Raw genomic sequence first — 26,735 nt, 5'->3', positions numbered from 1 at the left:
CTGCTTCTTCACGCTCTGCCTGCTCTTTCGCTAAACGCGCTGCTTCTTCACGCTCTGCCTGCTCTTTCGCTAAACGCGCAGCTTCTTCACGCTCTGCCTGCTCTTTCGCTAAACGCGCAGCTTCTTCACGTTCTGCCTGTTCTTTGGCTAGACGTTCTGCTTCTTCACGTTGTGCCTGTTCTTTCGCTAAGCGCTCTGCTTCTTCACGCTCTGCCTTCTCTTTCGCTAAGCGCTCTCCTTCTTCACGTTCTGCCTGTTCTTTCGCTAAACGCGCTTCTTCACGCTCTGCCTGTTCTTTCGCTAAGCGCGCTGCTTCTTCACGTTCTGCCTGCTCTTTCGCTAAACGCTCTGCTTCTTCACGTTCTGCCTGTTCTTTCGCTAAGCGCGCTGCTTCTTCACGCTCTGCCTGTTCCTTCGTTAAACGCGCTGCTTCTTCACGCTCTGCCTGCTCTTTCGCTAAGCGCGCTGCTTCTTCACGCTCCGCCTGCTCTTTCGCTAATTGCTCAGCTTCTTCACGCTCTGCCTGCTCTTTCGCTAAGCGCGCTGCTTCTTCATGCTCTGCCTGTTCTTTCGCTAAACGCGCTGCTTCTTCGCGTTCCGCCTGTTCTTTCGCTAAGCGCGCTGCTTCTTCACGCTCCGCTTGTTCTTTGGCTAGACGCTCCGCTTCTTCACGTTCCGCCTGTTCTTTGGCTAATTGCTCAGCTTCTTCACGCTCCGCCTGTTCTTTCGCTAAACGCGCTGCTTCTTCACGCTCCGCCTGTTCTTTTGCTAAACGCGCTGCTTCTTCACGTTCTGCCTGTTCTTTTGCTAAACGCGCTGCTTCTTCACGCTCCGCCTGCTCTTTCGCTAAACGCGCTGCTTCTTCGCGTTCCGCCTGTTCTTTGGCTAGACGCTCCGCTTCTTCGCGTTCCGCTTGTTCTTGAGCTAAACGTTCCGCTTCCTCATGTTCCGTCTGCGCCTTATCAGACTTGCCAAACCCTAACCACGACAGAAATTTATTCTTTTTTCCCATAACCAACTAATACCATGAAAGTTTTGTATTGCGATTCAGTGCTCATAACTATTCGTATGATTCACCGCATTAAAGCCAAACATTAATAGAGTACGTTCTCATCAGCATAACAGCTTGAGCTTTAGAAATTGTGCAAAGACATTAATATTAAAATTTAAGACTCAGTAATCATTGTTATAATCACCGAGCTAACGCCATAATGTGCGCCTAGTGTATCATGTTCCAAGTAGATGAAAAATTTATAATCGTACACATGCAACTCGATAGTGAAGTTATATGAGAAAAAAGAAGCCTCAGACCCAAAGTAATGGTCATATCAGAATAATCAGTGGTAAGTTTAAGGGCCGTAAGCTCCCCGTTAAAGATGTTGAGGGCCTGAGACCTACAACAGATAGGGTAAAAGAAACACTCTTTAATTGGCTAATGGCTGATATCCGAGATGCGTCAGTCTTAGATTGTTTTGCGGGTTCTGGTAATTTGGGTTTTGAGTGCTTGTCACGATTCGCTCAGGATGCAACTTTTATCGAGCTAGATAAAGGGGCAGCAGCACAAATTAAAGAGAATGCTTTGACGCTTGGCTTAGATAACGCTGTGGTTTTTAATGCAAGTGCACTTGAATTTCTAAAGAACAATCAAAATAACCAAACTTTTGATGTCGTTTTTCTGGATCCCCCATTCAGAAAAGACCTACTTTCACCATGTTGTGATTTACTAGAGCAGCATCAATGGCTGCATGAAAATACACTTATTTACGTCGAATTCGAAAAAGAATCTGCACCGGAACTTCCTGATAATTGGCAGCTTTTAAAAGAAAAACAAGCAGGCCAAGTCACCTGTATGTTATTTATCAGGTCTTAAAAGCTAAGCACCATTTTATTTGCGCAGCTTTGGGGCATGACACAATAATTTAGATCCGCTATAATTTGATCTTTACACGCGGTCTCGCTTCGGCTTACAATACCGCACCATTTTTGAACCAATTGACCATTTTTCGGTCAATTTGAGCCAAGCTCATAATTTAGGTAGGTGAATTTTTAATGCCAGTAATTAAAGTAAGAGAAAACGAACCGTTTGACGTAGCACTTCGTCGTTTCAAGCGTTCATGTGAAAAAGCAGGTATCCTTTCTGAAGTTCGTCGTCGCGAGCACTATGAAAAGCCAACTGCAGAACGTAAGCGTAAGAAAGCAGCTGCTGTTAAGCGCCACATGAAAAAGCTTTCTCGTGAAAACGCACGTCGCGTTAAACTATACTAATTAACATTTGGTCTTGTACATATGAGCTTATTAGCGACGCTAAAAGACGCCCAAAAGGAAGCAATGAAAGCCAAAGACAAACCTCGTCTTACGGCTATCAGAGCAGCTCTAGCTGAAGTCAAGCAACGCGAAATTGATAACCAGACAACGCTAGACGATGCTGGTATCACCTCCGTGTTGGTAAAACTGGTTAAACAGCGCAAAGACTCTTTCACTCAGTATACTGATGCAGGAAGAGAAGACTTAGCAGACGTTGAAGCTGGTGAAATAAAAGTGCTTGAATCATTCTTACCTCAACCTCTTAGCGAGGAAGAGGTGCTAGCAATGATCGATGCAACCATTGCGGACACAGGCGCGGCTGGTATGCAAGACATGGGTAAAGTAATGGGTGTGATTAAAGCGAAAGCTGAAGGTCGTGCCGATATGGGCAAAATCTCTGGTTTAATAAAGCAAAGATTAAGCGCATAATACCCACATACAAATGTATGAAATTAGTAAACCGAGCCATGCGCTCGGTTTCTTCGTATAAGCGTTAGGAAAATTATGGCTGGCAAAATTCCACGACAGTTTATCGATGATCTATTAGCTAGAACGGATATCGTTGAGTTGATCGATGGTCGTATTGGCTTAAAAAAAGCAGGTAAAGATTATCAAGCCTGTTGTCCTTTCCACAACGAAAAGACCCCTTCTTTCACTGTCTCTCGGGACAAGCAGTTTTATCATTGCTTTGGCTGTGGCGCAAACGGGAATGCCATCTCGTTTCTAATGGAATATGACAAACTGGAGTTTGTTGATGCCATTGAAGAACTTGCTGGTCTGTATAATTTGGATATCCCCAGAGAGCAGGGCTTAGGAGGACCACAGCGTAGCTTTGAAGAAAAAAAATCTGATTATGATTTAATGCAGCAAACAGCTAATTTCTATCAGCACCAGCTAGCAAACCATAATAATGCTACTTCAGTTTTAAGCTACGTTAAAGGCCGAGGGCTATCAGAGCAAACGGTTCATAAATTTATGATCGGATACGCGCCATCAGAATGGGATGCCTTATTATCAAGGCTCGCGAAAACACCGGCCCACCGTCAGCAGCTGGTTGAACTAAAACTTGCCAGCGAAAAAACACCTGGTCGACAGTTTGACTTCTTCCGCGACCGGCTGATGTTTCCTATCCGAGATAAACGAGGCCGAGTTATCGCTTTTGGTGGCCGAGTTATGGGCCAAGATCAGGGGCCTAAATACTTAAACTCGCCTGAAACAAGAATCTTTCATAAAAGTTTTGAACTATATGGCTTTTATGAAGCCAAACAAGCACATAAATCCCTTGAGCAAGTGCTCATTGTCGAGGGCTATATGGATGTGGTTGCACTGTCAGAATATGGCATCGACTATGCGGTCGCAGCACTCGGTACCGCCACCACTATAGAGCATATGCAAACGCTTTTTCGTAATACTGATAAAGTAATTTGCTGCTATGATGGGGACAGAGCTGGAAGAGATGCTGCTTGGCGAGCACTTGAACATGCACTACCGAACTTAAAAGATGGAAAATCTTTAGGTTTTGTCTTTTTACCCGACGGAGAAGATCCAGATTCGCTGGTTCAAAAAGAGGGTAAAGAGCAGTTTGAACAAAGGTTAACAAGCGCCGATGACTACAGTAAAGTACTGTTCAGTCGTCTATCAGAACACTGTGATCTGACAACAGATGCAGGCAAAGCCAAACTTATGGCTGAAGCTATACCGCTCATTAATAAAATTCCCAGCGAATTTTATCAGGAGTCATTGTTAACCACACTGGCACGATTAATTGGCAGAACACGAGAGCAACTCAGTGCAAAATTGGCGACACCGAAAAAACAACATGCGATAGAACGTAAGTTTAAGGTGACACCAATGAGACGAGCTATAGGTCTATTATTGCAACACCCTAAATTAGCACAAAGTGTAGATTACTTACCTGAATTAGCACATATGCAATTGCCAGGAATGGCGCTGTTTCTAAGGTTGCAACATAGTTGCCTAGAAAACCAGCACTACACGACCGCACATATACTAGAGTCGTTTCGTGATACTCAAGACTACGAAGCACTCAAAAAGCTAGCTACTTGGCAACATAATATCCAAGAAGAAGCACTAGAAGACGAGTTTAAGCACACTTTTAAATTTATTGAAGATCAGTGTTTAAATCTGCGTTTAGAGACCTTACTTATTAAGGACAAAACAGAGGGCTTAAGTGGCGATGAACGACTGGAATGTGCGTTATTAACCCAAGCTTTAAGCACTCGTAGAACTGGCCAAAATTAAATTTTGGTGTTATAATGTTCTATTCACTGCGTCAACCAAAATAACGCTGTTTTTAGCTGGCGCCCGTTGTATAAACTTTATCAGAGTGGAAGCAAAAATCTCTATGGATCAATCTCCTCAGTCACAACTCAAACTTCTGATTCAGAAAGGTAAAGAGCAAGGTTACTTAACTTTTGCAGAAGTTAACGATCACCTTCCACAAGACATCATAGATTCGGATCAAGTAGAAGATATCATTAGCATGATCAATGATATGGGTATTCAGGTTTCTGAAGCAGCCCCTGATGCCGATGAGTTGATGATGCAAGAAACCACCACCGACGAGGATGCGGCAGAAGCAGCAGCAGCTGCGCTAGCAACGGTAGAAAAAGAAATCGGCAGAACAACAGATCCTGTTCGCATGTATATGCGTGAAATGGGTACCGTTGAGCTTCTGACTCGGGAAGGCGAAATTCTAATAGCAAAAAGAATTGAAGAAGGGATTAACCAAGTACAGATTTCTGTAGCTGAATACCCTGAAGCAATTACTTACTTGCTTGAACAGTGGGACAAATACGAAGCGGAAGAGATGCGCCTTAGCGACATCGTCACAGGCTTCTTTGATTCATTAGAAGACGATGAAGCGACAATTTCTGCAACGCATATCGGTTCAGAACTAAGTGAAGAAGACTTAGACGACGAAGACGATGAGTCTGAAGACGACGATGACTCTGACGAAGCCGATAATGGTCCAGATCCAGAGATTGCTCGTGAGCACTTCGAGGAACTACGTGCTTTATATACAAGCGCGCGTCAATGCTTTGAAGAAAAAGGTCGTAGTCACCCAGATTCGCAAGCAGCGATTAAAGAAATTGGTGAGCTATTTAGAAAGTTTAAGCTAGTACCTAAACAGTTTGACCGCATGGTAAATAACATGCGTGAAATGATGGATAAAGTACGTGTTCAAGAACGTATTATCATGAAACAAGCTGTTCAGATTGCAAAACTACCTAAGAAAACATTCGTTAAGCACTTTGCGAATAACGAAACAGATGTTGCTTGGATTGATGCTGAAATCGCTTCTGGTGAAAAGCATTCTGAAAAATTACGTCAAGTAAGGCCTGAAATCGATCGCTGTATCAACAAACTTAAAGCCATTGAAGAAAGTACTGGCCTGAGTGTTGAACGAATCAAAGACATCAATCGCCGTATGAGTATTGGTGAAGCGAAAGCTCGTCGCGCCAAGAAAGAAATGGTTGAAGCAAACTTACGACTCGTTATCTCAATCGCGAAAAAGTACACCAACCGTGGTCTACAGTTCTTAGATTTAATCCAAGAGGGTAATATCGGCTTGATGAAAGCGGTTGATAAGTTTGAATACCGTCGCGGTTATAAGTTCTCAACTTATGCAACTTGGTGGATCAGGCAGGCAATTACTCGTTCAATCGCAGACCAAGCGAGAACGATCCGTATCCCTGTGCATATGATTGAAACGATCAATAAACTAAATCGTATTTCTCGTCAGATGTTGCAGGAAATGGGTCGTGAACCAAGCCCTGAAGAGCTGGCTGAACGCATGATGATGCCGGAAGACAAGATCCGTAAGGTGTTGAAGATTGCCAAAGAGCCAATCTCAATGGAAACTCCAATTGGTGATGATGAAGATTCACATCTTGGTGACTTCATCGAAGATACCACGATTGAATCTCCGATTGATTCAGCAACGATGGAAAGTTTACGTGGTGCTACTAATGAGGTACTTGCAGGTCTTACTGCGAGGGAAGCAAAAGTACTACGCATGCGCTTTGGTATTGATATGAACACTGACCACACGTTAGAAGAAGTTGGTAAACAGTTTGACGTAACACGTGAGCGTATTCGTCAGATCGAAGCAAAAGCACTTCGTAAACTGAGGCACCCTTCTCGTTCAGATCTACTGAAAAGCTTCTTAGATGTAAAAGGCTAAGAGTAAAAATTACTGAAAGAAGGCCGCGTTATGCGGCCTTTTTATTTTGAACAATAACGAATGTATATCTGGTATACAGACTAAGCAAAAACGGTCTATCTAGCTGTTGTAAATTGTGATACTCACACTAAAACATTACCAAATACATTCTAAACCCGCATAGCAATGAATATTTACTAGGAACAACATTATGGCTTGGATCCAAATCCGAATTGATGCAAACAAAGAAACGGCAGATCAGATAAGTGATTTACTGATGGATATTGGTTGCCCTTCTGTGACTTTTATCGATAGCCAGAATAACCCTGTCTATGAGCCTAAGCCTGGCGAAGTCATCCTATGGCCTGAAACGACTGTCATCGGCCTTTTTGAAGCAACACATGATATGCAGTCTGTCGTTGATTATCTGACAGAGAATCTGCCTGCCATGCCTAATTATAAAATTGAGCAATTAGAAGACAAAGACTGGGAACGCGAGTGGATGGATAATTTCCACCCGATTAAGTTTGGTGAACGTTTGTGGATTTGTCCAAGTTGGCGTGACATTCCAGATCCGAATGCGGTCAATGTGTTACTTGACCCAGGCCTTGCATTTGGTACTGGTACACACGCGACTACATCACTTTGTTTAAAGTGGCTCGAAGCTCAGGATCTAAGTGGTAAAACAGTTGTGGACTTTGGCTGCGGCTCAGGCATCTTAGGTATCGCTGCCATTAAGCTGGGTGCAGAGCGCGTTATTGGGATCGACATTGACCCTCAGGCGCTTGTCGCGAGTAGAGACAATGCACAGCGCAATGGTGTTGCAGACAAACTAGAAGTGTATTTACCTGAAAATCAACCTGACTTCAAAGCCGACATCGTAGTTGCAAATATTCTCGCTCAACCACTAAGAGAGCTACACGAAATCATTCTTGGCTTCTTAAAACCAAAGGGGGCAATTGCCATGTCTGGAATACTTGAAGAGCAAGCTCAATCCGTTGCAAATGTTTACGCTCCTTATGTTGATTTAGACGCAATAAAGCAAGAGGGTGAATGGACCCGTGTAAGTGGAATTACAAAACAATAACAACTGTAACGCTCCAAATTTGGGTTAGTAATCTATTACGCGTAAAGCCTCCAATTAACAGGCTTTACGCTTTTTTTACAGCTCATGAAATAAATTAAAACTGTCACATAAAATAATTTTGTTTATTTTTAAAGCAATTTTTTCCCGCCTTCATATTGTTACCAAAAGTCAACCCAAAAAGTTCAAAAAAAAAGCACTTATGTTCAATTTATAGCCTTTGATTTTTGCAAAAAAAACCGTAAACTTAGCGCCCCTTGAAAAGAGGCAGATTGAGTAGCAGTGCGTATAGGCCCATATCAACTTGAGAACAATGTAATCGTCGCGCCAATGGCGGGGATCACTGACCGTCCATTTAGACAATTATGCCGACGTCTAGGTGCTGGACTGGCAGTGTCGGAGATGTTGTCTTCAAATCCTAAGGTATGGAAAACTGATAAATCAATGAACCGTATGGATCACTCTGGTGAGTCAGGTATACGTTCAGTGCAGATTGCAGGAGCTGATCCTGAACTCATGGCACAAGCGGCTCAATTTAATGTCCGAAATGGCGCGCAAATCATAGATATCAATATGGGTTGCCCAGCCAAGAAAGTGAACAAGAAACTCGCAGGTTCTGCACTCTTGCAGTATCCGGATTTGGTCGAGGAAATAGTACAAGCCGTGGTTGGCGCGGTTGAAGTACCTGTCACCTTGAAGATCCGTACAGGATGGGATCCGGATAACCGTAACGGGGTTGAAATTGCGAAAATAGCCGAACGCAATCGTATTGCATCACTGGCAGTGCACGGTAGAACGCGCGCTTGCATGTATAAAGGTGAAGCAGAATACGACACTATCAAAGCGATAAAGCAGTCGGTTTCTATACCTGTGGTAGCTAATGGTGACATAACGTCCCCAGAAAAAGCCAAGCAGGTTTTGGATTATACGGGCGCAGATGCCATCATGATTGGTCGAGCCGCTCAAGGTCGTCCTTGGATTTTCCGAGAGATAGACTATTATTTGCGAACTGGAAAACATCTACCTACCCCAGAAGTTTCTGAGGTGCGTAGTATTTTGATGGAGCATTTGCTAAACCTTCATCAGTTTTACGGTGAACCAATGGGTGCGCGCATCGCACGCAAACATGTGTCTTGGTATTTGCAGTCCCATGACCAAGAAGGTCAATTTAGGCGAGTATTCAATGCCCTTGAACAGCCACAAGAGCAAATCGAGGCATTAGAAAACTATTTTGAAACACTAGCAGCTAACTAAGAAAGAGACATAAAGATGTTCGAACAAAATGTGACTTCTCCTTTTATCACTAACGCTCATGTTCAGTCACAAGAGAAACCGCAACCATTACGCGATGCAGTTAAAAAAGCTGTCCACCACTATTTAAAGCAGTTAAATGGTCAAGACGTACAAGATGTTTACGAGCTAGTTTTATCAGAACTAGAAGCACCACTTCTTGAAGAAGTTATGACTTACACTCGTGGCAACCAAACTCGCGCTGCGATCTTACTAGGTATCAACCGTGGTACACTTCGTAAGAAACTTAAAAAATACGGCATGAACTAATCCGTAGTTTTTATTTCTCGAAAGTGCCTATCACAGGCGCTTTCGAACTCCACGTCATCACACTCCCCCAACGTCAAATTTCTTAATAACACACGTCTCCCTTTTTTAGTTACAAATTTCATTCATAGACACACTTAACGATAAAGTTCAGTTTTTCTCAACCTCGTTAACATGATTTCCATCGTTTTCTCATCCTAGTTGAGCTAAAATACAGCCTTTCTAAGCTAGCCCTTAACTAATCATTGAGGAAATCAAAACCATCATGGATATACATCGTCCTATTCGTCGCGCACTTTTAAGCGTGTCAGATAAAACCGGTATCGTTGAGTTCGCTCGTGCACTTGCAGAGTCAGGCGTTGAACTACTTTCTACAGGCGGTACTTGCAAACTCCTAGCCGAAAACGGCATTCAGGTAACGGAAGTATCTGACTACACAGGCCACCCAGAGATCATGGATGGTCGCGTGAAAACCCTCCACCCGAAAGTACACGGTGGTATCTTGGGGCGTCGTGGCCAAGATGAAAACGTTATGGCAGACAATAACATCTCTGCTATTGATATGGTTGTAGTTAACTTATACCCCTTTGCACAAACTGTTGCAAAAGCTGACTGTAGCCTTGAAGATGCAATCGAAAATATCGACATCGGCGGCCCGACAATGGTTCGCGCTGCAGCAAAAAATCACAAAGATGTAACGATTGTGGTTAATGCGAGTGACTATGACCGCGTACTTGCTGAAATAAAAGATAACGAGGGATCGACAACGTATAAAACACGTTTTGACCTAGCTATCGCGGCATACGAGCATACCGCACAATATGACGGCATGATCGCAAACTACTTTGGTAAGCTTGTTGCTGATTACACTGAAGAAGCGGCCGAAGAGACTAAGTTTCCACGCACTATCAATATGCAGTTCACTAAGAAGCAAGACATGCGCTATGGTGAGAATTCACACCAAGACGCAGCTTTCTATGTTGAAAACGATATTGAAGAAGCATCGGTTGCAACCGCTAAGCAACTTCAAGGTAAAGCCCTTTCATTCAACAATATAGCAGATACCGACGCTGCACTTGAATGTGTTAAGAGTTTTACAGCTCCTGCATGCGTTATTGTTAAGCACGCAAACCCATGTGGTGTTGCAGAAGATAAAGATATCTTAAGCGCCTATGACAGAGCATTCAAAACAGATCCTACATCTGCTTTCGGTGGTATCATTGCTTTTAACCGAGAGCTGGATGCGGCTACAGCTAAGGCGATTGTTGAGCGCCAGTTTGTTGAAGTGATCATTGCTCCAAGTATTTCAGCCGAAGCAGCTGAAATCGTTTCTGAGAAGAAAAATGTTCGCCTTCTTGAGTGTGGTCAGTGGGATGTAAAATCTACTGGCGTTGACATCAAACGCGTTAATGGTGGCGTACTTATCCAAGACCGCGATCAAGGCATGGTGACACTCGATGATTTAACTGTCGTGTCGAAGCGCCAACCAACTGAGCAAGAGTTGAAAGACCTATTGTTCTGCTGGAAAGTCGCTAAATTTGTAAAATCAAACGCGATTGTATACGCACGTGACGGCATGACCATCGGTGTAGGTGCTGGTCAAATGAGCCGCGTATACTCTGCAAAAATTGCCGGTATCAAAGCTGCTGACGAAAACCTTGAAGTAAAAGGTTCTGTCATGGCGTCAGATGCGTTCTTCCCTTTCCGAGACGGTATTGATGCGGCAGCAGAAGCCGGTATTACTGCGGTAATCCAGCCTGGTGGCTCAATGCGTGATGAAGAAGTCATTGCGGCGGCTGATGAAGCAGGCATGGCAATGGTATTCACTGGAATGCGCCATTTCCGCCATTAATCGAAAAGCGCGAGACGTTTAACGTTTCGCGCTTTTTGTTTGCACCAAATTCAAGTATTCTGGCCAAAAGACAATCACAATAACTTGAAGGAACTGAATAATGAAATTAGGTATTAAAGCTTTAATTACCGCGGGTATAGTAACTGCCATCGCTGGTTGTAGCAGTACTGGGGGCTCTGATAACTCAGCAGCAAACATTGCCAAAGCAGCGCAAAGTAGTGAAAGAGCAGAGAACAACCGAGCACGTGATAAATACCGCAATCCAGTCCAAACATTGGAGTTTTTTGGTCTTAAGCCGAATATGACAGTGGTAGAAATTTCTCCAGGCGGTGGTTGGTATACTGAAATACTGGCGCCAGCTATTAAAGGTCAAGGTACGCTATATGCCGCGCACTTCCCTGCAAGCTCTGAACGCGAGTATTTTAGAAATTCGCTTGCATCCTTTAAAGATAAAGTTTCTACCGACCCGCGCTTTAGCGAAGTGAAAGTCACTGAATTCTCAGCGGCCTCTCACCACGACGTAGCACCTGCTGGCTCTGCGGACATGGTTTTAACGTTCCGTAACGTACACAACTGGTATATGCGTCCAGGTGACGAAGGTGTTTTAAATTCGTTTAAAGCATTTCATAAAGCCCTAAAACCTGGTGGTATCTTGGGTGTAGTTGAGCACCGTTTACCAGAGCACCGCAATACTGAAGATCAAAAACGCTCAGGTTATATGAAGCAAAGCTATGTCATCGAAATGGCGAAAAAAGCGGGCTTTGAATTGGTAGCAAGCAGCGAAATCAATGCTAACCCACTAGATAGCGCAAACCACCCACGTGGTGTTTGGACGCTACCGCCTAGACTTGCGCTTGGAGACGAAAAGTCAGCGCAATACAAGGCAATTGGGGAAAGCGACCGTATGACTTTAAAGTTTAAAAAGATTTAATAGGAAACTTTGCCATGAATGTACTTGTCATTGGCAGCGGTGGCCGCGAACACGCACTCGCGTTCAAAGCCGCTCAAAACCCATCTGTAAAAACTGTATTTGTTGCACCTGGTAACGCAGGCACAGCACTTGAACCTAAGCTTGAGAATGTGGCTATTGGCGTTGAAGATTTAGACGCGTTGGTGGCATTTGCAAAAGAGCAAAAGGTTGAACTCACGATTGTAGGACCTGAAGCACCACTCGTTATTGGCGTTGTTGATCGTTTCCGTTCAGAAGGTTTAGCGATATTCGGCCCAACTCAAGCAGCTGCGCAGTTAGAAGGCTCTAAATCTTTCACGAAAGACTTTTTAGCTAGACATAACATTCCAACAGCAAGCTATCAAACATTTACTGAGATAGACCCTGCTATTGCATATGTTAAAGAACAAGGTGCACCAATTGTTGTTAAAGCAGATGGTTTAGCAGCAGGTAAAGGTGTAATCGTTGCGATGACAGAGGCTGAGGCCGAAGAAGCAATACGTGACATGCTTGCTGGTAATGCATTTGGTGATGCCGGCAGCCGTGTAGTAATTGAAGAGTTTCTTGAAGGTGAAGAAGCGTCTTTCATCGTGATGGTAGATGGTAAAAATGTACTACCATTCGCCACCAGCCAAGACCACAAACGTGCATACAATGGCGATCAAGGCCCTAATACTGGTGGTATGGGTGCATATTCACCTGCCCCTGTAGTTACAACGGAAATCCATAATCGCATTATGGATGAGGTGATTAATCCGACTGTTGAAGGTATGGCTGCTGAAGGCCACCCTTATACAGGTTTCCTATATGCCGGCTTAATGATCACAGCAGATGGTACACCAAAAGTTATTGAATATAACTGTCGTTTTGGTGATCCTGAAACGCAGCCTATTATGCTTCGTTTGCAGTCAGATCTAGTTTCATTAATTGAAGCTGCAAACAGACAAGAGCTTGACCAAACAGACATTCAGTTTGATCCAAGAGCAGCAGTAGGCGTTGTGCTAGCAGCTAAAGGCTACCCAGCAAGCTATCCAAAAGGTGATGCAATTTCAGGTCTTCAAGTAGAATACTCTGAAGGCGAAAAAGTATTCCATGCGGGAACTAAGCAACAGGGTAACGACGTTGTAACTGCGGGTGGACGTGTTTTATGTGCAACAGCACTTGGCCATTCGGTGACTGAGGCTCAAAAACGCGCTTATGCATTGGTCAAAGACATTCATTGGGATGGCGTTGAATATCGTACAGATATTGCCTACCGTGCGATTGCTAGAGAGCAATAGCCTCTGAGCATGGTAAAAAAGCGGCTGCACATCAGCCGCTTTTTTATTGCCAAGCAATAAGTATTGAATAAAAATAAAAACTAATATCAATTTCAAACAATTGAAATATATATGTTTTTTGCTTTTATCATTGGTATTTTGCATCTGACTTGCTAGGATCTCCTTTTGATTCATCTTTAGGGGCGTAAAGATGCAAGGTACTTTGAAAAAACTCAAAGCTACACTCACAAACCCAATTCAGTACCAATTGCCAATTGGCGATGAGCTCGTTAACCTTAACGAGTATTTTGGTCGCGAAATTACACTAACCTTTAGCGGCAATATTTATTGTTGTAGCTGCGGTAAGAAAACCAAAAAAAGCTACTCTCAGGGTCATTGCTTCGTCTGTATGAAAAAGCTAGCAAGCTGCGATATGTGCATCATGAAACCTGAAACATGCCACTTTGATCAAGGCACGTGTCGAGAACCAGAATGGGGAGAAGCCAACTGTATGATCCCCCATTATGTCTATTTAGCCAACACATCAGGTTTAAAAGTCGGGATCACTCGACACACGCAAATTCCAACACGTTGGATAGATCAAGGAGCAACCCAAGCGCTACCTATTTTCAAGGTTCAGACACGTTTGCAGTCAGGCCTTGTTGAAGTCGCGCTGGCAGAATATATTGCTGACAAAACCAATTGGCGCAATATGCTTAAAGGAATAAACCCCGAGTTGGATCTAAAGGAAAGTGCGCAAGTCTTGATCCCGAAAATCCAAGAGAAGTTAGATGAATTGGCGCAACTGTTTGGGGCCACAGCGATTGAGAGATTAGACGAAGATGTCGTGGACCTCACTTTCCCTGTGAATGACTATCCTACAAAAATAAGTTCTTTTAACTTTGATAAAGAACCCACGGTAACCGGGGTTTTAAAAGGGATAAAAGGCCAATATCTTATTTTTGAACATGGTGTAATTAATATCCGTAAATTCACCTCTTATGAGGTCAGTTTTTCGGCCTGATAAAACCCGATCCAAGCCGCTTTTGAAAGCGGCTTACAGTACAAATACCCTTGCATAGCGTGACAACCTAACTTTTGTAAAAACTGCATTTGCTCTATCTTTTCAACGCCCTCTGCGACCACATGCAATTTGAGAGCTTTGGCCATCGCAACAATCGCACTGACGACCTCACTGTTACCGTACTCATCAGGAATCTTGGCGATAAAACTGGGGTCAATTTTAAGAATGTCGATCGGTAGTTTAGTAAGATAACTCAATGCCGAATATCCGGTGCCAAAATCGTCTAACGCGATACTCACCCCCAGCTTTTTTAAATCACCCAATACCGTTTTCGCTTTTTGAAAGTTGCCGACAAAACAGCTTTCAGTGAGCTCTAACTCAATTTGATTTCCTGTTACACCGTACTTATCGAGCGCGGAATTTAACGTATTGACTAAGTCCCCTTGTGTAAGGTGCTGCGCAGAAACATTAATGGCTAACCGGCGCACTTCACACCCTTGTTGAGACCAAATGGCCAGTTGTGCACACGCGCGATCAATCACCCACTCATCCAGTTTAACGATTAATCCCAGCTCCTCGGCCAAAGGAATAAACTGCCCTGGCGAAATCATCCCTAAATTAGGATCTTGCCATCGTAATAAACATTCCAAACTCATAATACGGCCACTAGCTAAGCACTTTAAAGGCTGGAAGTACAATTCAAATTCACCATTTTCAAGCGCACTTTGAAAACGACTCTGCATCGATAGCCGCTCCAATGAGCGCGCATTCATCGAGGCTTTATACATTTGGAAAGAGTTTCGCCCCAGCTCTTTTGAACGATACATGGCGACATCAGCATGCTTGAGTAGGCTTTCGCTGTCCAATCCATCCTCTGGGTACATTGAGGCGCCCAGTGACGCTGTCGCTGCAACTGAGATTTCTCCTAAGTTGAAGGACTTATTAAATTTCAATAGGAGTTTGTCAGCAAAGGAGAGTACGCTCTCAACGTCGTGAACTTCGGTAAGAAGCACGACAAATTCATCTCCACCCAAGCGTGCTAAGGTATCGCCCTCTTTAAGTATTGACTTGATACGTTCACTCACCTGAATAAGTAGCTTATCGCCTGCACTATGGCCCAAGGTATCATTTACTTCTTTAAAACGGTCCAAATCAATAAACATGATACTAATTTTGTGGTTATCACGATGCGCTGAAGCTAGCGCCATAGCCAGCCGATCGTAAAACAGGCGCCTGTTTGGCAACCCCGTCAATTCATCAAAATAGGCCAGACGCGCTATTTTTTCTTCCGCATTTTTACGTTCGGTAATATCACTGAAAATAGCCGCGTAGAGCACTTCATCACTGTAGGGCTCATTGATTTCAATGATGGTTAACCACTCGACGTAAATTTGGCCGCTTTTCTTTTTGTTACAAATTTCACCTTGCCATACGCCTTTGGCTCTTAGCTCAGCCCACATCGTGTCGTAGTATGGCTTTTCATGTAGCCCCGAACTTAAAATGCTGGGTTTTTTCCCTATAACTTCATAATCCTGATACCCTGTTAATGCACTAAAAGCAGGATTTATTTGGATTATCTCGCCACTGCTTCGCGTGATCATAATGCCATCCAATGACGCGTCTATTATTCTATTGGCAAGGTATAAATTCTTTTCTGACTTTCTGAGCGCAATATCCCGTTGCGCCAGCACATTTTCCAACTCGCTACAGTAGGCTGTCTCAATTTCTGTGAGTACATTCTTTAAGGCTAATAAGCCAACAACTTGTTGGGATTTTGACTCCCGCACCACTAAATGCCGAATCGATTTAGCAGTCATTTTCCTGTAAGCATCAAACAGGCTCTCATCAGGAGTCATAGACAACATGGGATAACTGGCTAATTGCCAGCACGGCATTTGCCATTGTGGCTGCAAAATCGCGTACGCTACGTCCCTTTGCGTAATAATGCCATATTCATTAAGTTGCTGATGGTAAACCAACACGGCTGTTGCCCCTTCGGTGCGCATGACCTCGATGGCTTCGCTAATACACTGTTCACTATCCAGTATTTTGACGCTAGTATCATAGTGATCAGCAATGGGGCGAAAATGTAAGTAGTGATCTAAGCCTTGGTTTCTGACAATATCAGATAAAGACACCACACCAATTGGCTTGAAATTTACATCTTTGACTAATAAGTGCCGAATGCCCAACTGGTGGAGCTTAACAGTGGCTTCACTGAGCGTTTTATCAACCAAGATATCATGCACAGGCGATGTCATGACCTGACCAATGGGCAACTCCATGATGCGAACATTTTTTATATCCAATTTGACGCAATCTGACTCAGTCCAAATACCAACTATTTCTTCGTTGTTTTTGACAAAAATGGAACTAATACTATGTTTTTGCATGATACAGAGTGCATCATGTAAGCTGGTCGAATAGTCACATGACAGTAAATTAGTCGAAAACACGTCTTTTATTTTCAGCTGACGTGAATCACCCATCATAAGCACTTTCCTCGCAATTACACTACCAACTTGAGTATACTTTGCCACCTAGTGCTGACTTTGACTGAGAACAAATTATGTTGATTAAATCGTACCCATTAGTGCTTATATTCGACCAAAGTATAGAGTACGTTGAAAGCGCTCAAACTCTGCAAGATAGTTTGTTCTACCTTTCAGAAAAGCAATTAAAAACAGCGATATATATCGATTCAAATGAAGAGGTTTACGACTTAAGTGGCCACCGTAAAAATGCACCAAGCCATTCAGTTTTAACGACATTAGTGCAACAAAAGCTTGTTTCAGAAGGACAATGCTGTACCGCCAAAATCCAAATAACCCAGTTACACCAACTATTTAGTTTGTTAAAGGAGTTTAGCTAAAACTCAGCCAGTGTACGCAAGTGAGTCTCAACACTACGACCTAGGGATGATAGGTCGTAGCCACCTTCTAGGCATGAAATAATGCCCAAACAGTTTAATTCCTGACTCAGTTTAGCAACTTCTTTAGTAAACCAAGCATAATCACTCTCGACAAACTTAAGCCCGCCCATGTCATCCTCTAAGTGCGCATCAAATCCCGCACTGATAAAAATAAGTTCAGGTTTAAATGCCTTAATTAAAGGTGACCACTGCTGAGAGAAAAGCGCTTTTAAATCATTCCCATCACTCGCAACAGGGAGCGGAGAGTTTACAACTGTTTCCGTATTTTCAATTTCACTATTCGGATAAAAAGGGTATTGGAACAAAGAACAAAATAAGATATCTGAGTTATCCTTAACAATTGCTTGCGTACCATCACCGTGATGCACATCGATGTCTAACACCGCTATCCGTTGAACTCCCTGCTGCTTAGCATACGCAACGGCGATGGCCACATTGTTAAACACGCAAAACCCTGCAGATTTATTTTGACTTGCGTGATGCCCAGGCGGGCGAACCGAGCAAAAAGCCGCATCAAGGCGTCCAGCTAACACTTCATCCACAGCCAAAATACCAGCCCCCACCGCCCGTTCAATTGCCTTAAAAGAGTCTTTACACAGCGCAGTATCACCATCTAACTCCGCTATCCCCTCTTCAGGAACTGTATTAATAACTTGTCTGACATGTTCACTGTCATGCACCAAAGAAAAATGTGCCACGTCAGCCTTAGGGGCACTCAAATGAGTTAATGCGATATCCAACCCTGATGCCAGTATGCGATCTGAAATCGCATCCAGTCGCTGAGGGCACTCTGGATGTTCAGCGTGCGTCTTATGCTTTCGACAAAATGGATGGCTAATGATTGCTGTACGCATAACAATTCCTTGAGAGAGACTCGCTCAAGTGTATCAAAGTTTACTATTGCGAGCCTTGAGACTTTGGTTCTATTCCTTTTACCTACTCTGTAGGCTTGGGAAACGCTTTTAGGTTTAAATCATGAAAATCAAAACTGAAATCTGTAATTTCAGGATTAACCCATTCCATTTCAGCACTTTCTACGTGGTTTTTATCATTTAAGTTAAAATGAATATATGCATCGGCTTCAAGCAGTTTCTCATCCCACTTCACGACAAAACTGTGACCATCATGGTGATGTAGAGAACCTTTTAACAATCCAGTGTGGGTAAAGTCGATGCGTAATTCACCCGCTATTTTTTCCACGATCACATCACCGTACCAAGCACTGCGTAGCGTACCTGTATAGTGTTCATCTGAGAGGCCCTGTTTCTTTCTCTTTGGTGTCACAGGTCCAAGCTTGCTGTATTTTTCGTTTCGACTTTCGTGGTAAGTTTTAGCACTGTCAGCAACCCAATCACGAGGCGCTAGATCCAATGCTTGCTCAAACACTTCGTTCGCAATGGCTCTCAGTGCAGGGTAAGCCTGCTGATTAGATAGCAACACAATTCCAACCCCCTTTTCGGGGATCATTGCTACTTGAGAGCCCATTCCAAGAATGCCGCCCATATGACCTACTTTTTTATAGCCAAAGTAACTTTCCAATGACCAACCTAGACCGTACCCTTTAAAATGTTGTCTAAAATCCTTTAGAGCTTGCTCTTTGGGTACACGCATAATATGAGGATGCCACATGTTGCTCTGCGACTGTGAGCTGAACAACACCGCTCCCGACGGCGTGGTACCAGCACTCATTTGTGTTTGCATCCACTTAGTCATATCAGCCACGTTAGACGCGATTGATCCTGCTCCTCGAAAATCCTCAAGGTAGTCACCGATGAACTCCTCCAATTGGCCTTGATATTCAATGGTACCCGTCGCAAAGTTTAAATTAGCATGGGGTATTCGAGAAAACGCAGCATAGGAGCCATCCATTCCCACTTTAGGAAAAATATGTTGCTCTACAAAATCGTGCCAGCTAATACCACTGACTCGGCTCACGACTTCACCTGCAACAACAAACATTAGGTTGTTATAATGGTATTCATTGCGAAATTGTGAAACCGGCTTTAAGTACTTCAGCCCTTTTAAAATATCCTCAATAGATTTATCAGTGTCTGGCCAAATCATTAAATCCCCAGCCCCCAGACCAAGGCCCCCCCGATGACTCAGTAAATCCCGTATCGTCATTTGTTCAGTGAGCACTTTGCTATAGAGCTCAAACTCAGGCAAATGCTTCACTACGGGATCATCCCAATTCAATTTGCCTTGCTCAACTAACATGGCTAACGCTGCCGCCGTAAATGCTTTGCTATTGGACGCAATACCAAACAAAGTATGCTCATCCACACGCGCTTCTTTTCCATAGCTTCTAACGCCAAACCCTTTTGCCATTACCAATTTTCCATCATTGACAATACCAACCGCAAGTCCTGGTATCGAAAAGCGCTCCATAGCCTGATCAACTGACTTTTCTACTGCTTCTAACTGAGTGTTTGTAAGTGCGAATGAATTGCTGCTCATCAGTAATACTGAACTGACAAAAAGGGCTTTGCGCCAAAGAGTGTGCTTCATTTCCATATTGCCTTGTTATTTATATATCTCTAATTCCAATTGTTCCCGCTTAACGTCGGGATCTTGCATGCTAGTTTGGTGATTAATAGTATCTATGTAGCTTGAAGGAAAGCTGTGCTCTCTCGCACCATTGAGTACATGTTGTTTGTACCAACTAAATGGAAGTCGGTCAGTGTGAAACGTATTGGCAATGTAACAATGCGCTTCTAACACTTCGCCGTTGACAAGCCTTACCAGCTTCGACACCCGGTTGTACCGCGTTCCCTCAATTAAATCCAATGTGCTTAATTCTTCTGACGACAGCGTGTAAATCACACCTAACACCCGGCTGAATTCTGCCTCAGTACGTGTAATATCACATTTTGCCGACCCATCCTTACTCAACATATTAAAGGTTAATTCATGCCCTTTCAGCTCAGCAACGCCTAAGCACTGTGCGTGCGGCAATCGTTTGAACAAACGTTTCGAGGACAAGTTAGACCCGTAAGCGAAGTAGTAATGTAACATAGTATTCATGAGTAGACCCTAAACCACTACTCTTAGGGCCAACAATATCAATATCACTCCGATTCCTCGGTCAAACCAGTGTCCTGCACGATGAAAGAAATGCCGAACTGAAGTTCTGGATAAAATAACCGAGAGAATTGAGAACCAGATCCACGTAGCTAAAGCCATGTAGACACCATAAAAAATTTGTACCTGCTGCGGGGTTTCAGGGTCAATCATCAGTGTAAACAATGATAAGAAAAACAACGTTGCTTTTGGATTAAGCGCATTAACTAAAAAGCCTCTTTGCAACGCCTTCCAATTAGACTCTGAGACTCGTTGTTCATGTGCATCTTTTTGCCCTTGAGCCGGTTTAGCCGAACGTAACGCCTGTATGCCCATATACGCCAAATACGCACCAGCAAGATACTTGAACACATTGAATAGTTCAGGAGATTGAGATAGCACAAGCGCAACACCAAGTAGGCAGTAACTAACATGCACAAAAATGCCAAGCCCAACACCTGCGCTAGTGAACAACGCGTTTTTTCGGCCTTGCTGTACACTCTGCTTTAACACTATCGCAAAATCTGGACCTGGGCTTGCGACGGCGAAGAAATGCGCCAATGCAATAATTATGAACTCATCTAGGTACTCAAGCACGGCTACGCTCCTCTAGTGCCAACAAGAGCGGATCTGGGCTCGTTTGCAAAATCTGCTTTAACTGCTTTTCAGCCTTTTTATACATACTTTTTAAGTGAGGCTTTAAATGCTTACCGCCTTGGCTATTGGGCTTAAAGTGACACACAAGGGCATGTAAAAATACACTCTCCTGTTCACTTAATGCTGCTTGACGATTAGCATAAGGGTTATAACAAGAGCCACACCCCCCTCTAAAATGATATGCGGTATTGCACAGCATTGTGCCAAATCCCATAAAAATGGCCACCACATCCGCTGCAACAGCTAAGTTTTGCTGCCCGCCCGGTGGTAATTTACCTACATGATGGATAAGCATTAAGGCCATACTGCCAGCCATGCTTGCCACTAAGTCTTGAGGTTGGTTGATTTGATTCGGGTTATAAGACACAGAAACTGCCTGAAGCGGAGCTTGAATAAGCTCAACATTTTCCCCTCTCAGGCCATTTTCAAAAGAAAAATGGGGAAATGTTTGCTGCATGGACATCAACTGAGGTGGCGTCAATTGAATCGGCCATTGTGTTAGACCGGCATAACTTCTTACACGCTCAAAAACCGAGCTAGCCATCTCTTCAACACTGGTTACTCGGTCAGGGAAAAACTGCTCTGTAGGTTGCACTATTGGTGTATTTTGTAAGAAATAATCGCTGTCGAAATGCTCAGCTGCCCACAAAAACAAATCTAGAATAGATTGAGATTCAGACTCTTCTAATAGTGGCTTTGACTTAAAAATAGATAACATATTCAATCCAACACGACCTCTTAGATAAACAGCAACACCTTATCAAGGAGCCTTCATTTGAAGCAAGCTGCCTGACTGATTAAATGAATTAAAAGCAGTGTAACATTATTTAACTTTTAATCATCGGTTTAGCTATTTTTGCTGTGTTGGCTTTCCATCAGAACCCCTTTATTATATAGCTCTATAAAACAATACGCTGTACTTACCATGCCACATATCATCATTGAACATTCCAAGACGCTTGATGTCTGCTTGTCTAAGCTCCTGAACTCTGTCCATCAGAGTGTCGCAGACTCAAAGCTATTTGACATAACCACAATTAAAACCAGACTTATAGAGTACCAAGCCTGTTTGCTTGGCGATGGCAAAGAAGACTTTGTCCATGTTCAAATACATTTGTTAGAGGGGCGGACTCAGTCGCAAAAACAAATGCTGAGCGAACGGGTGTTATCTGAACTGCAGCACATTTTGTCCGATAGTGTCAGTTTAAGCGTTCACCCTTACGATTTAGATCCGACTATTTATCGAAAAAATTAAATAATTTATAACCAATACTTTTTTATAATAGATTACCTGAGAACTACCATGAAATTCCCATGCCGTTTAGACAAGTTTGTAAGTAATATTGGTGAGCTACCACGCACCAAAGTAAAGTCATTAATTAAAAAAGGCAATGTCACTGTAAACGGTCTTGTGTGTAAAAGAAATGAACTGCAAATCGCGACGACCGATGAAATAAAGATAAACGATAAAACATTGAAATATTTAGGTAAAAGATATTTCATGTTGCACAAACCTCAAGGCTACGTATGCGCTAATCAGGACGACTTACACCCCACTGTTTTTGATCTTTTAGATGAACCTAACTTAAAAGATTTTCATATTGCAGGCCGGCTAGACATTGACACAACTGGTTTAGTTCTTATCACCAATGACGGCGATTGGTCACATCAAATCACCTCGCCTAAGAAACAAAAATTCAAGACTTACCTTGTTGAAACGAAAGAAATAATCACAGAAGAAGCGCTACAAAAATTGCGTGATGGTGTGGCTTTACACAACGAAAAGCAGCTCACTCGACCGGCTCAAGCTGAAGCCTTAGATAAGTATGCGTTGAGGCTGTCGATCTGTGAAGGGAAATACCACCAAGTAAAGCGTATGCTTGCAGCAGTTGACAATCATGTTGTTGAATTGCATAGAGAAAAAGTAGGAGGTATTGCGTTAGATGGCGACCTGTCTGCTGGTCAGTATCGACCACTCACAGAGCAGGAAATAAGCATAATCAATGCAATGTAATGGGGGGAAAAGTCGTCATATGAGGAAAAATCATCTAATTTTTATTCATATACAGTAATAGGCTACTTACATACTCCGCTTAAACATGATAAATCATAAAAGTGGAGTTCCATAATCAATTAACTAGATCTCTGTTAAGGTGCAAATTGTGTTTTCGACCCTGACTTTAAGACTAAAAATAATCCTATTTGCAGCAGCCATTTTTATCGCTCTTATTTTGGTTGCTGTATTGGGACTACAGTCACTGCGCCATGCCAGTGAAACAGATAATATAGCCCGAATTAATCAACTTATGAAAAGCACGGTTAATATTGTTGAACAATTCGAGCAATTTGTACAATCTGGGGAGCTTTCAGAGCAAGAAGCTAAGCGACTTGCAGCCAAGATTCTACGAGAAAATAAATACCACGACTCCGAGTACGTATATGTCGTCGACAGTAACCTCGATTTTGTTGCTGCACCGCACGACCCGCAACTACATGGCACCAGCTTCAATGATTTCAAAGATGCCAATGGCAACAGCATTGGACGTCTGGTTGAACGACAAGTTGGTAATAGGACCAATCAAATTATTACCTATCATTGGACTTCAGAACGAAATGGTGAAGTTGTCGATCTCACTTCTGTCGTACAGAAAACGCCTGACTTTGGCTGGTATGTCGGCACGGGGATCAGTTACAAAGAAGTCGATGCTCGATATTGGGAGACGGCAAGTTGGCTCCTGTCTTTGTCTCTTATTATCGCCGTCGCCCTCACATTCGCGATTGCAAGATATGGCCTATCTCTATCAAATAAATTAGGTGCGGAGCTCAATGACGTACTTGCGATTGTGAGACAGGTGTCTCAGGGCAATTTGACCTCTCTAATAGATACTTCAACTGCAAAGGACTACAGTATTATGGCTGCAATGCGCTATATGCAAGATGGCCTTAAAGGCGTTGTCGGCGGTCTGATGACTGTCAGTGATACCTTAAAAGAACAAAGCTATGATGGCGAAGCGCGCTCAACTGAGTTGGAAAACTTAACCCTAAGCTTGAGTGAAGAAACACAAATGGTCGCTTCAGCGATTACAGAGTTAACAGCATCAGCACAAACGGTTGTTGAACATGCTGAACAAGCTGCTTTTTCAGTGCAAGAGGCAGAGAACCAAGGCCAAAATGCAGACCGCTTAACTAGTGATGCTTCGGAAGCGATTGCCTTGCTTGAACAGCAAATAGACAGTGCAGGGAATAACATTCAGGCACTCGATGAAGAAGTAAACAATATTGCTAATGTTCTGAGTGTCATCCAAAGTATTGCTGAGCAGACAAACTTGTTGGCTCTCAATGCAGCGATTGAAGCTGCGCGTGCGGGAGAGCAAGGGCGCGGATTCGCAGTGGTCGCAGATGAAGTGCGTCAGCTTGCTCAGCGAACTCAATCAAGCACTGAGGAGATTCATACCATGATAGGTAACTTGCAATCAGCCACGCAAGAAGCAAAATCTTCAGTGTCTTTGAGTATTGCTACCAGTGAGAAAACGGTCACCATGTCTAGCGAAGCCAGTGAAGCCCTTCGAAGTGTTGCAAGTTCACTTAGTGCTATTTCTCAAATGAGTGACCAGATTGCTTTAGCAGCTAAAGAGCAACTAGCCGCTGGTGAAGATACAGCGCAAAGGGTTGTGACGATTTCAGATACCGCGTCTCAAACAGCTAACGTATCACAGCAAGCACATACCGCGACCGACAGTATCAAGGCCCTAGCGACTCAATTAGAGTCTGAAATGGCTAAATTTAAGCTTTAATATCACTGTATTACCAAACATTGCGTTACCCAAAAAAATAGGATTTAGGCTCCCCTGTTTTTTTGGGTAATTTTTTTCACAAATTGGCCTGAATTTAGCATCTTATTTTTTTGTAAAAAAATGTTTAACTCCAAATTATTTGGTGTTAAATTCATTGAGTCACCCGCATAAATACAGACTTTAAGTACTACCAAAAATAGATATTTTGGTTCTTTATGACTACTGTTTTGGTGACGTTTCTTCACTGGTTAAGCAGTAAGGCTTCGCGTTGTGCCTATTGCCATTGGAAACTAAAGAATGTTCAACATTCAATAGCTGACTAGACAACAATGAAATAAGGATGATCACTATGAAGATGATTGCTAAGAAACAATGCCGTTTAATTTTAGGCGGCTCTGGTTTATTAGGTCCAGCAGACCCTTTTTCAAATGACTGCGGTCTCCAGAGGAATAAGCGTAAGCACACTAAACCCGTTGTTAAGCCTTAACAGCGTAAACCCTTTTGTTTATTTCTCAGTAAAGTATTATTTATGGCAAAACAGTTTGCATTCAAAGATTTACTACTACCTTATGTCGTAATGGTAGTAGTGATCTTTATTATCCAAGACGCGACGTACTTCTTTTTTCTCGCGTATATTTCTATCGTATCTCTCGTATTTTTAATTGGGCATCGACTCAGAGACGTTAATATATGTTCAATCTCCTTCTTAGCAATGATGCCTGTTTTATTTGAAAATATTATATTCACCACCGGCCTTATTAGCCTAGTATCTGAACCCGGTGACCGGCTCATTCAAAATAGTCTGATTTATGGTATCCACTTGGTCAAAGAGCTGATGATATTAGTGCCACTGACCTATAGAGTCGAAATATCCAAAAAACTCTTCCCAAAACATAAAATCAGATACACCTTTGCGGACAGTATCTTGCCTTGGTTATGTCTTATCAGTGCAGCGATCAGCTTTTTCGCACTGATTGAAAACTACATGCGTAACGGAAAAGGGTATGATATCACCTTCTTCTACTATGCTTTTGATGTTACAGGCTACCTGAATTACTCCATGTTTTGCGGCGTATTGGTCGTCCTTACTTTCCTTAGTTACAAAGAGGCATATGATTTTAAAGCCCCTTCAATTAGGCGCACAAAATAACATTAATAGAAAGGGTTGTTCAGTGGCAACATATGGCTACTGGACAACACTTCAATATCAAAGTAACGGGAAAGTAAGGCATGATACGCGCCGCTTTCCTTCATCTTTTTAAGCCCGCTCTCTAATTTAGTTGCCAATTCAGGATGGCCTCTATTCACAAAAAAGTAGAATCGTGCGGGGTAAGATAAGTAATAGTCAGGCACAATCATCAAAGCGGGGTTGTTTTGACTATTTAGTTCCGATTGCGCTTCAACAATAGAGCGCGGGAAATAGTCCGCTTTTTTAGCAAGCACCATGTCAAACATAGCTTGATAGTTGGCGATTGGTTTTACATTAAGGCCGTTACTAGCAAGGATTTTAGTGTCTGGCCAATCGTGCCCTTGAACAGCTGTAAAGCGACGTAGCTGTTCTAGCTCTGTAACCGATTTAAAACGCTCGTAATGGGCTTTATGAATGATTAGCACACGCTTGCCAATCAGCCCGTCAAATAACGGAAACTTGACTGCAATAGCGAGTTTTTCTCGGGCTGGGCTAGTCATGCTCCAGTGCAAATCAACACGCCCTTTACTAAGCGCCATTAAAGTGCGCTGTTGATGCGGGTGGACTTTTACATGTTCAATATTGACGTCGTACTCTGCTGCCTGCAAAGCCTGCTGGAGTAACTCGTACAAAAATAAGTCGCGGTCATAAAGCGGCCTCTGCTCTTTGGCCACATAAATAACTGGTTTACTATCGACAGCGAATGCACCCCAAGTGAAGACAATCAAACAAACAGACATAAATATCTTCATCATGATAGCGACTCCCTAAAGCCCCGTGGACATGCTAGTTGCAGTGTTATAAATCAATATATACAAACTTTCAAAGAATTTCTCTTCGCCTTAAGTATATATATTTCCCAATTTATATTCGTAAAGCAATAAGATT

24 protein-coding genes and 1 pseudogene are annotated in these 26,735 nt (G+C 43.0%); 17 read left to right on the top strand and 8 right to left on the bottom strand.

Going from position 1 to position 26,735, the window contains the following annotated elements:
* Nucleotides 1-1,012, bottom strand: a pseudogene (locus tag N480_RS21635) (signal recognition particle-docking protein FtsY); the annotation flags it as partial.
* Nucleotides 1,013-1,288: 276 nt separating this feature from the next.
* Between N480_RS21635 and rsmD the strand changes: the two are divergent.
* From rsmD to N480_RS21575, 12 genes are all read left to right on the top strand, one after another.
* The gene (gene rsmD, locus N480_RS21630; protein WP_063374510.1) at nucleotides 1,289-1,870 is read left to right on the top strand and encodes a 16S rRNA (guanine(966)-N(2))-methyltransferase RsmD; all 582 of its coding nucleotides are present in this window, start codon (nucleotides 1,289-1,291) and stop codon (nucleotides 1,868-1,870) included.
* A gap of 179 nt (nucleotides 1,871-2,049) precedes the next feature.
* Nucleotides 2,050-2,265 (top strand): 30S ribosomal protein S21, encoded by a 216-nt coding sequence (gene rpsU, locus N480_RS21625; protein ID WP_010362466.1) that lies wholly within the window; start codon nucleotides 2,050-2,052, stop codon nucleotides 2,263-2,265.
* Nucleotides 2,266-2,286: 21 nt separating this feature from the next.
* Complete coding sequence (locus tag N480_RS21620) at nucleotides 2,287-2,733, top strand: GatB/YqeY domain-containing protein (protein WP_063374509.1); 447 nt, start codon at nucleotides 2,287-2,289, stop codon at nucleotides 2,731-2,733.
* 75 nt (nucleotides 2,734-2,808) lie between these two features.
* On the top strand, nucleotides 2,809-4,566 hold the full coding sequence (gene dnaG / locus N480_RS21615; protein WP_063374508.1) for a DNA primase: 1,758 nt from the start codon (nucleotides 2,809-2,811) through the stop codon (nucleotides 4,564-4,566).
* A gap of 103 nt (nucleotides 4,567-4,669) precedes the next feature.
* A complete protein-coding gene (gene rpoD / locus N480_RS21610; RefSeq protein ID WP_063374507.1) occupies nucleotides 4,670-6,511 on the top strand; it encodes an RNA polymerase sigma factor RpoD in 1,842 nt (613 codons plus the stop codon).
* A 190-nt stretch (nucleotides 6,512-6,701) separates the two neighbouring features.
* Nucleotides 6,702-7,577, top strand: coding sequence for a 50S ribosomal protein L11 methyltransferase (gene prmA, locus N480_RS21605; RefSeq protein ID WP_063374506.1), 876 nt, complete (start codon nucleotides 6,702-6,704; stop codon nucleotides 7,575-7,577).
* A gap of 279 nt (nucleotides 7,578-7,856) precedes the next feature.
* A complete protein-coding gene (gene dusB, locus N480_RS21600; protein ID WP_081231954.1) occupies nucleotides 7,857-8,828 on the top strand; it encodes a tRNA dihydrouridine synthase DusB in 972 nt (323 codons plus the stop codon).
* 15 nt (nucleotides 8,829-8,843) lie between these two features.
* On the top strand, nucleotides 8,844-9,134 hold the full coding sequence (gene fis / locus N480_RS21595; protein ID WP_010374122.1) for a DNA-binding transcriptional regulator Fis: 291 nt from the start codon (nucleotides 8,844-8,846) through the stop codon (nucleotides 9,132-9,134).
* A gap of 262 nt (nucleotides 9,135-9,396) precedes the next feature.
* A complete protein-coding gene (purH, locus tag N480_RS21590; RefSeq protein WP_063374505.1) occupies nucleotides 9,397-10,983 on the top strand; it encodes a bifunctional phosphoribosylaminoimidazolecarboxamide formyltransferase/IMP cyclohydrolase in 1,587 nt (528 codons plus the stop codon).
* Between the two features lie 100 nt (nucleotides 10,984-11,083).
* Nucleotides 11,084-11,914 (top strand): class I SAM-dependent methyltransferase, encoded by an 831-nt coding sequence (locus N480_RS21585; RefSeq protein WP_063374504.1) that lies wholly within the window; start codon nucleotides 11,084-11,086, stop codon nucleotides 11,912-11,914.
* Between the two features lie 14 nt (nucleotides 11,915-11,928).
* Complete coding sequence (purD, locus tag N480_RS21580) at nucleotides 11,929-13,212, top strand: phosphoribosylamine--glycine ligase (RefSeq protein WP_063374503.1); 1,284 nt, start codon at nucleotides 11,929-11,931, stop codon at nucleotides 13,210-13,212.
* A 190-nt stretch (nucleotides 13,213-13,402) separates the two neighbouring features.
* On the top strand, nucleotides 13,403-14,215 hold the full coding sequence (locus N480_RS21575) for a DUF2797 domain-containing protein (RefSeq protein ID WP_063374502.1): 813 nt from the start codon (nucleotides 13,403-13,405) through the stop codon (nucleotides 14,213-14,215).
* Here N480_RS21575 and N480_RS21570 read toward each other — a convergent pair.
* Nucleotides 14,191-16,707: an EAL domain-containing protein gene (locus N480_RS21570; protein ID WP_063374501.1), complete on the bottom strand. Its 2,517-nt coding sequence runs from the start codon at nucleotides 16,705-16,707 to the stop codon at nucleotides 14,191-14,193. The two genes, N480_RS21575 and N480_RS21570, sit on opposite strands and share 25 nt — an antisense overlap.
* 77 nt (nucleotides 16,708-16,784) lie before the next feature.
* Here N480_RS21570 and N480_RS21565 point away from each other — a divergent pair, with 77 nt between their 5' ends.
* Nucleotides 16,785-17,087, top strand: a complete 303-nt coding sequence (locus tag N480_RS21565) for a hypothetical protein (RefSeq protein WP_063374500.1) — start codon at nucleotides 16,785-16,787, stop codon at nucleotides 17,085-17,087.
* Here N480_RS21565 and N480_RS21560 read toward each other — a convergent pair.
* From N480_RS21560 to N480_RS21540, 5 genes are all read right to left on the bottom strand, one after another.
* Nucleotides 17,084-18,001 (bottom strand): histone deacetylase family protein, encoded by a 918-nt coding sequence (locus N480_RS21560; RefSeq protein WP_063374499.1) that lies wholly within the window; start codon nucleotides 17,999-18,001, stop codon nucleotides 17,084-17,086. The two genes, N480_RS21565 and N480_RS21560, sit on opposite strands and share 4 nt — an antisense overlap.
* An 82-nt stretch (nucleotides 18,002-18,083) precedes the next feature.
* Nucleotides 18,084-19,661, bottom strand: a complete 1,578-nt coding sequence (locus N480_RS21555) for a serine hydrolase (RefSeq protein WP_063374498.1) — start codon at nucleotides 19,659-19,661, stop codon at nucleotides 18,084-18,086.
* Between the two features lie 9 nt (nucleotides 19,662-19,670).
* Nucleotides 19,671-20,171: a gamma-glutamylcyclotransferase family protein gene (locus tag N480_RS21550; protein WP_081231953.1), complete on the bottom strand. Its 501-nt coding sequence runs from the start codon at nucleotides 20,169-20,171 to the stop codon at nucleotides 19,671-19,673.
* 9 nt (nucleotides 20,172-20,180) lie between these two features.
* Nucleotides 20,181-20,804 (bottom strand): LysE family transporter, encoded by a 624-nt coding sequence (locus tag N480_RS21545; RefSeq protein WP_063374496.1) that lies wholly within the window; start codon nucleotides 20,802-20,804, stop codon nucleotides 20,181-20,183.
* Nucleotides 20,797-21,582 (bottom strand): hypothetical protein, encoded by a 786-nt coding sequence (locus tag N480_RS21540; protein ID WP_063374495.1) that lies wholly within the window; start codon nucleotides 21,580-21,582, stop codon nucleotides 20,797-20,799. The genes N480_RS21545 and N480_RS21540 overlap by 8 nt, the downstream gene beginning before the upstream one ends.
* Before the next feature lie 207 nt (nucleotides 21,583-21,789).
* Between N480_RS21540 and N480_RS21535 the strand changes: the two genes are divergently transcribed.
* From N480_RS21535 to N480_RS21515, 4 genes are all read left to right on the top strand, one after another.
* Complete coding sequence (locus N480_RS21535) at nucleotides 21,790-22,119, top strand: 5-carboxymethyl-2-hydroxymuconate Delta-isomerase (protein WP_063374494.1); 330 nt, start codon at nucleotides 21,790-21,792, stop codon at nucleotides 22,117-22,119.
* A 48-nt stretch (nucleotides 22,120-22,167) separates the two neighbouring features.
* Nucleotides 22,168-22,878: a 16S rRNA pseudouridine(516) synthase RsuA gene (gene rsuA / locus N480_RS21530; protein ID WP_063374493.1), complete on the top strand. Its 711-nt coding sequence runs from the start codon at nucleotides 22,168-22,170 to the stop codon at nucleotides 22,876-22,878.
* 148 nt (nucleotides 22,879-23,026) lie between these two features.
* Nucleotides 23,027-24,658: a methyl-accepting chemotaxis protein gene (locus N480_RS21525; protein ID WP_063374492.1), complete on the top strand. Its 1,632-nt coding sequence runs from the start codon at nucleotides 23,027-23,029 to the stop codon at nucleotides 24,656-24,658.
* A 529-nt stretch (nucleotides 24,659-25,187) separates the two neighbouring features.
* Nucleotides 25,188-25,808, top strand: coding sequence for a hypothetical protein (locus N480_RS21515; RefSeq protein ID WP_196761534.1), 621 nt, complete (start codon nucleotides 25,188-25,190; stop codon nucleotides 25,806-25,808).
* Nucleotides 25,809-25,810: 2 nt separating this feature from the next.
* Here N480_RS21515 and N480_RS21510 read toward each other — a convergent pair whose 3' ends face one another.
* Nucleotides 25,811-26,602: a substrate-binding periplasmic protein gene (locus tag N480_RS21510; RefSeq protein WP_231101441.1), complete on the bottom strand. Its 792-nt coding sequence runs from the start codon at nucleotides 26,600-26,602 to the stop codon at nucleotides 25,811-25,813.
* Nucleotides 26,603-26,735: the final 133 nt, after the last annotated feature.

It is taken from the genome of Pseudoalteromonas luteoviolacea S2607, from assembly GCF_001625575.1.
Lineage (GTDB): Bacteria > Pseudomonadota > Gammaproteobacteria > Enterobacterales > Alteromonadaceae > Pseudoalteromonas > Pseudoalteromonas luteoviolacea_E.
Note: the sequence above shows the minus strand (reverse complement) of the source record. Positions and strands in the feature narration are given on the sequence as shown.

Bases quoted from the DNA above. Each gene is read 5' to 3' on its own strand.
- rsmD (WP_063374510.1), top strand. From the start codon at position 1,289: ATGAGAAAAAAGAAGCCTCAGACCCAAAGTAATGGTCATATCAGAATA.
- rpsU (WP_010362466.1), top strand. From the start codon at position 2,050: ATGCCAGTAATTAAAGTAAGAGAAAACGAACCGTTTGACGTAGCACTT.
- N480_RS21620 (WP_063374509.1), top strand. From the start codon at position 2,287: ATGAGCTTATTAGCGACGCTAAAAGACGCCCAAAAGGAAGCAATGAAA.
- dnaG (WP_063374508.1), top strand. From the start codon at position 2,809: ATGGCTGGCAAAATTCCACGACAGTTTATCGATGATCTATTAGCTAGA.
- rpoD (WP_063374507.1), top strand. From the start codon at position 4,670: ATGGATCAATCTCCTCAGTCACAACTCAAACTTCTGATTCAGAAAGGT.
- prmA (WP_063374506.1), top strand. From the start codon at position 6,702: ATGGCTTGGATCCAAATCCGAATTGATGCAAACAAAGAAACGGCAGAT.
- fis (WP_010374122.1), top strand. From the start codon at position 8,844: ATGTTCGAACAAAATGTGACTTCTCCTTTTATCACTAACGCTCATGTT.
- purH (WP_063374505.1), top strand. From the start codon at position 9,397: ATGGATATACATCGTCCTATTCGTCGCGCACTTTTAAGCGTGTCAGAT.
- N480_RS21585 (WP_063374504.1), top strand. From the start codon at position 11,084: ATGAAATTAGGTATTAAAGCTTTAATTACCGCGGGTATAGTAACTGCC.
- purD (WP_063374503.1), top strand. From the start codon at position 11,929: ATGAATGTACTTGTCATTGGCAGCGGTGGCCGCGAACACGCACTCGCG.
- N480_RS21575 (WP_063374502.1), top strand. From the start codon at position 13,403: ATGCAAGGTACTTTGAAAAAACTCAAAGCTACACTCACAAACCCAATT.
- N480_RS21570 (WP_063374501.1), bottom strand. From the start codon at position 16,707: ATGATGGGTGATTCACGTCAGCTGAAAATAAAAGACGTGTTTTCGACT.
- N480_RS21565 (WP_063374500.1), top strand. From the start codon at position 16,785: ATGTTGATTAAATCGTACCCATTAGTGCTTATATTCGACCAAAGTATA.
- N480_RS21560 (WP_063374499.1), bottom strand. From the start codon at position 18,001: ATGCGTACAGCAATCATTAGCCATCCATTTTGTCGAAAGCATAAGACG.
- N480_RS21555 (WP_063374498.1), bottom strand. From the start codon at position 19,661: ATGGAAATGAAGCACACTCTTTGGCGCAAAGCCCTTTTTGTCAGTTCA.
- N480_RS21550 (WP_081231953.1), bottom strand. From the start codon at position 20,171: ATGAATACTATGTTACATTACTACTTCGCTTACGGGTCTAACTTGTCC.
- N480_RS21540 (WP_063374495.1), bottom strand. From the start codon at position 21,582: ATGTTATCTATTTTTAAGTCAAAGCCACTATTAGAAGAGTCTGAATCT.
- N480_RS21535 (WP_063374494.1), top strand. From the start codon at position 21,790: ATGCCACATATCATCATTGAACATTCCAAGACGCTTGATGTCTGCTTG.
- rsuA (WP_063374493.1), top strand. From the start codon at position 22,168: ATGAAATTCCCATGCCGTTTAGACAAGTTTGTAAGTAATATTGGTGAG.
- N480_RS21515 (WP_196761534.1), top strand. From the start codon at position 25,188: ATGGCAAAACAGTTTGCATTCAAAGATTTACTACTACCTTATGTCGTA.
- N480_RS21510 (WP_231101441.1), bottom strand. From the start codon at position 26,602: ATGATGAAGATATTTATGTCTGTTTGTTTGATTGTCTTCACTTGGGGT.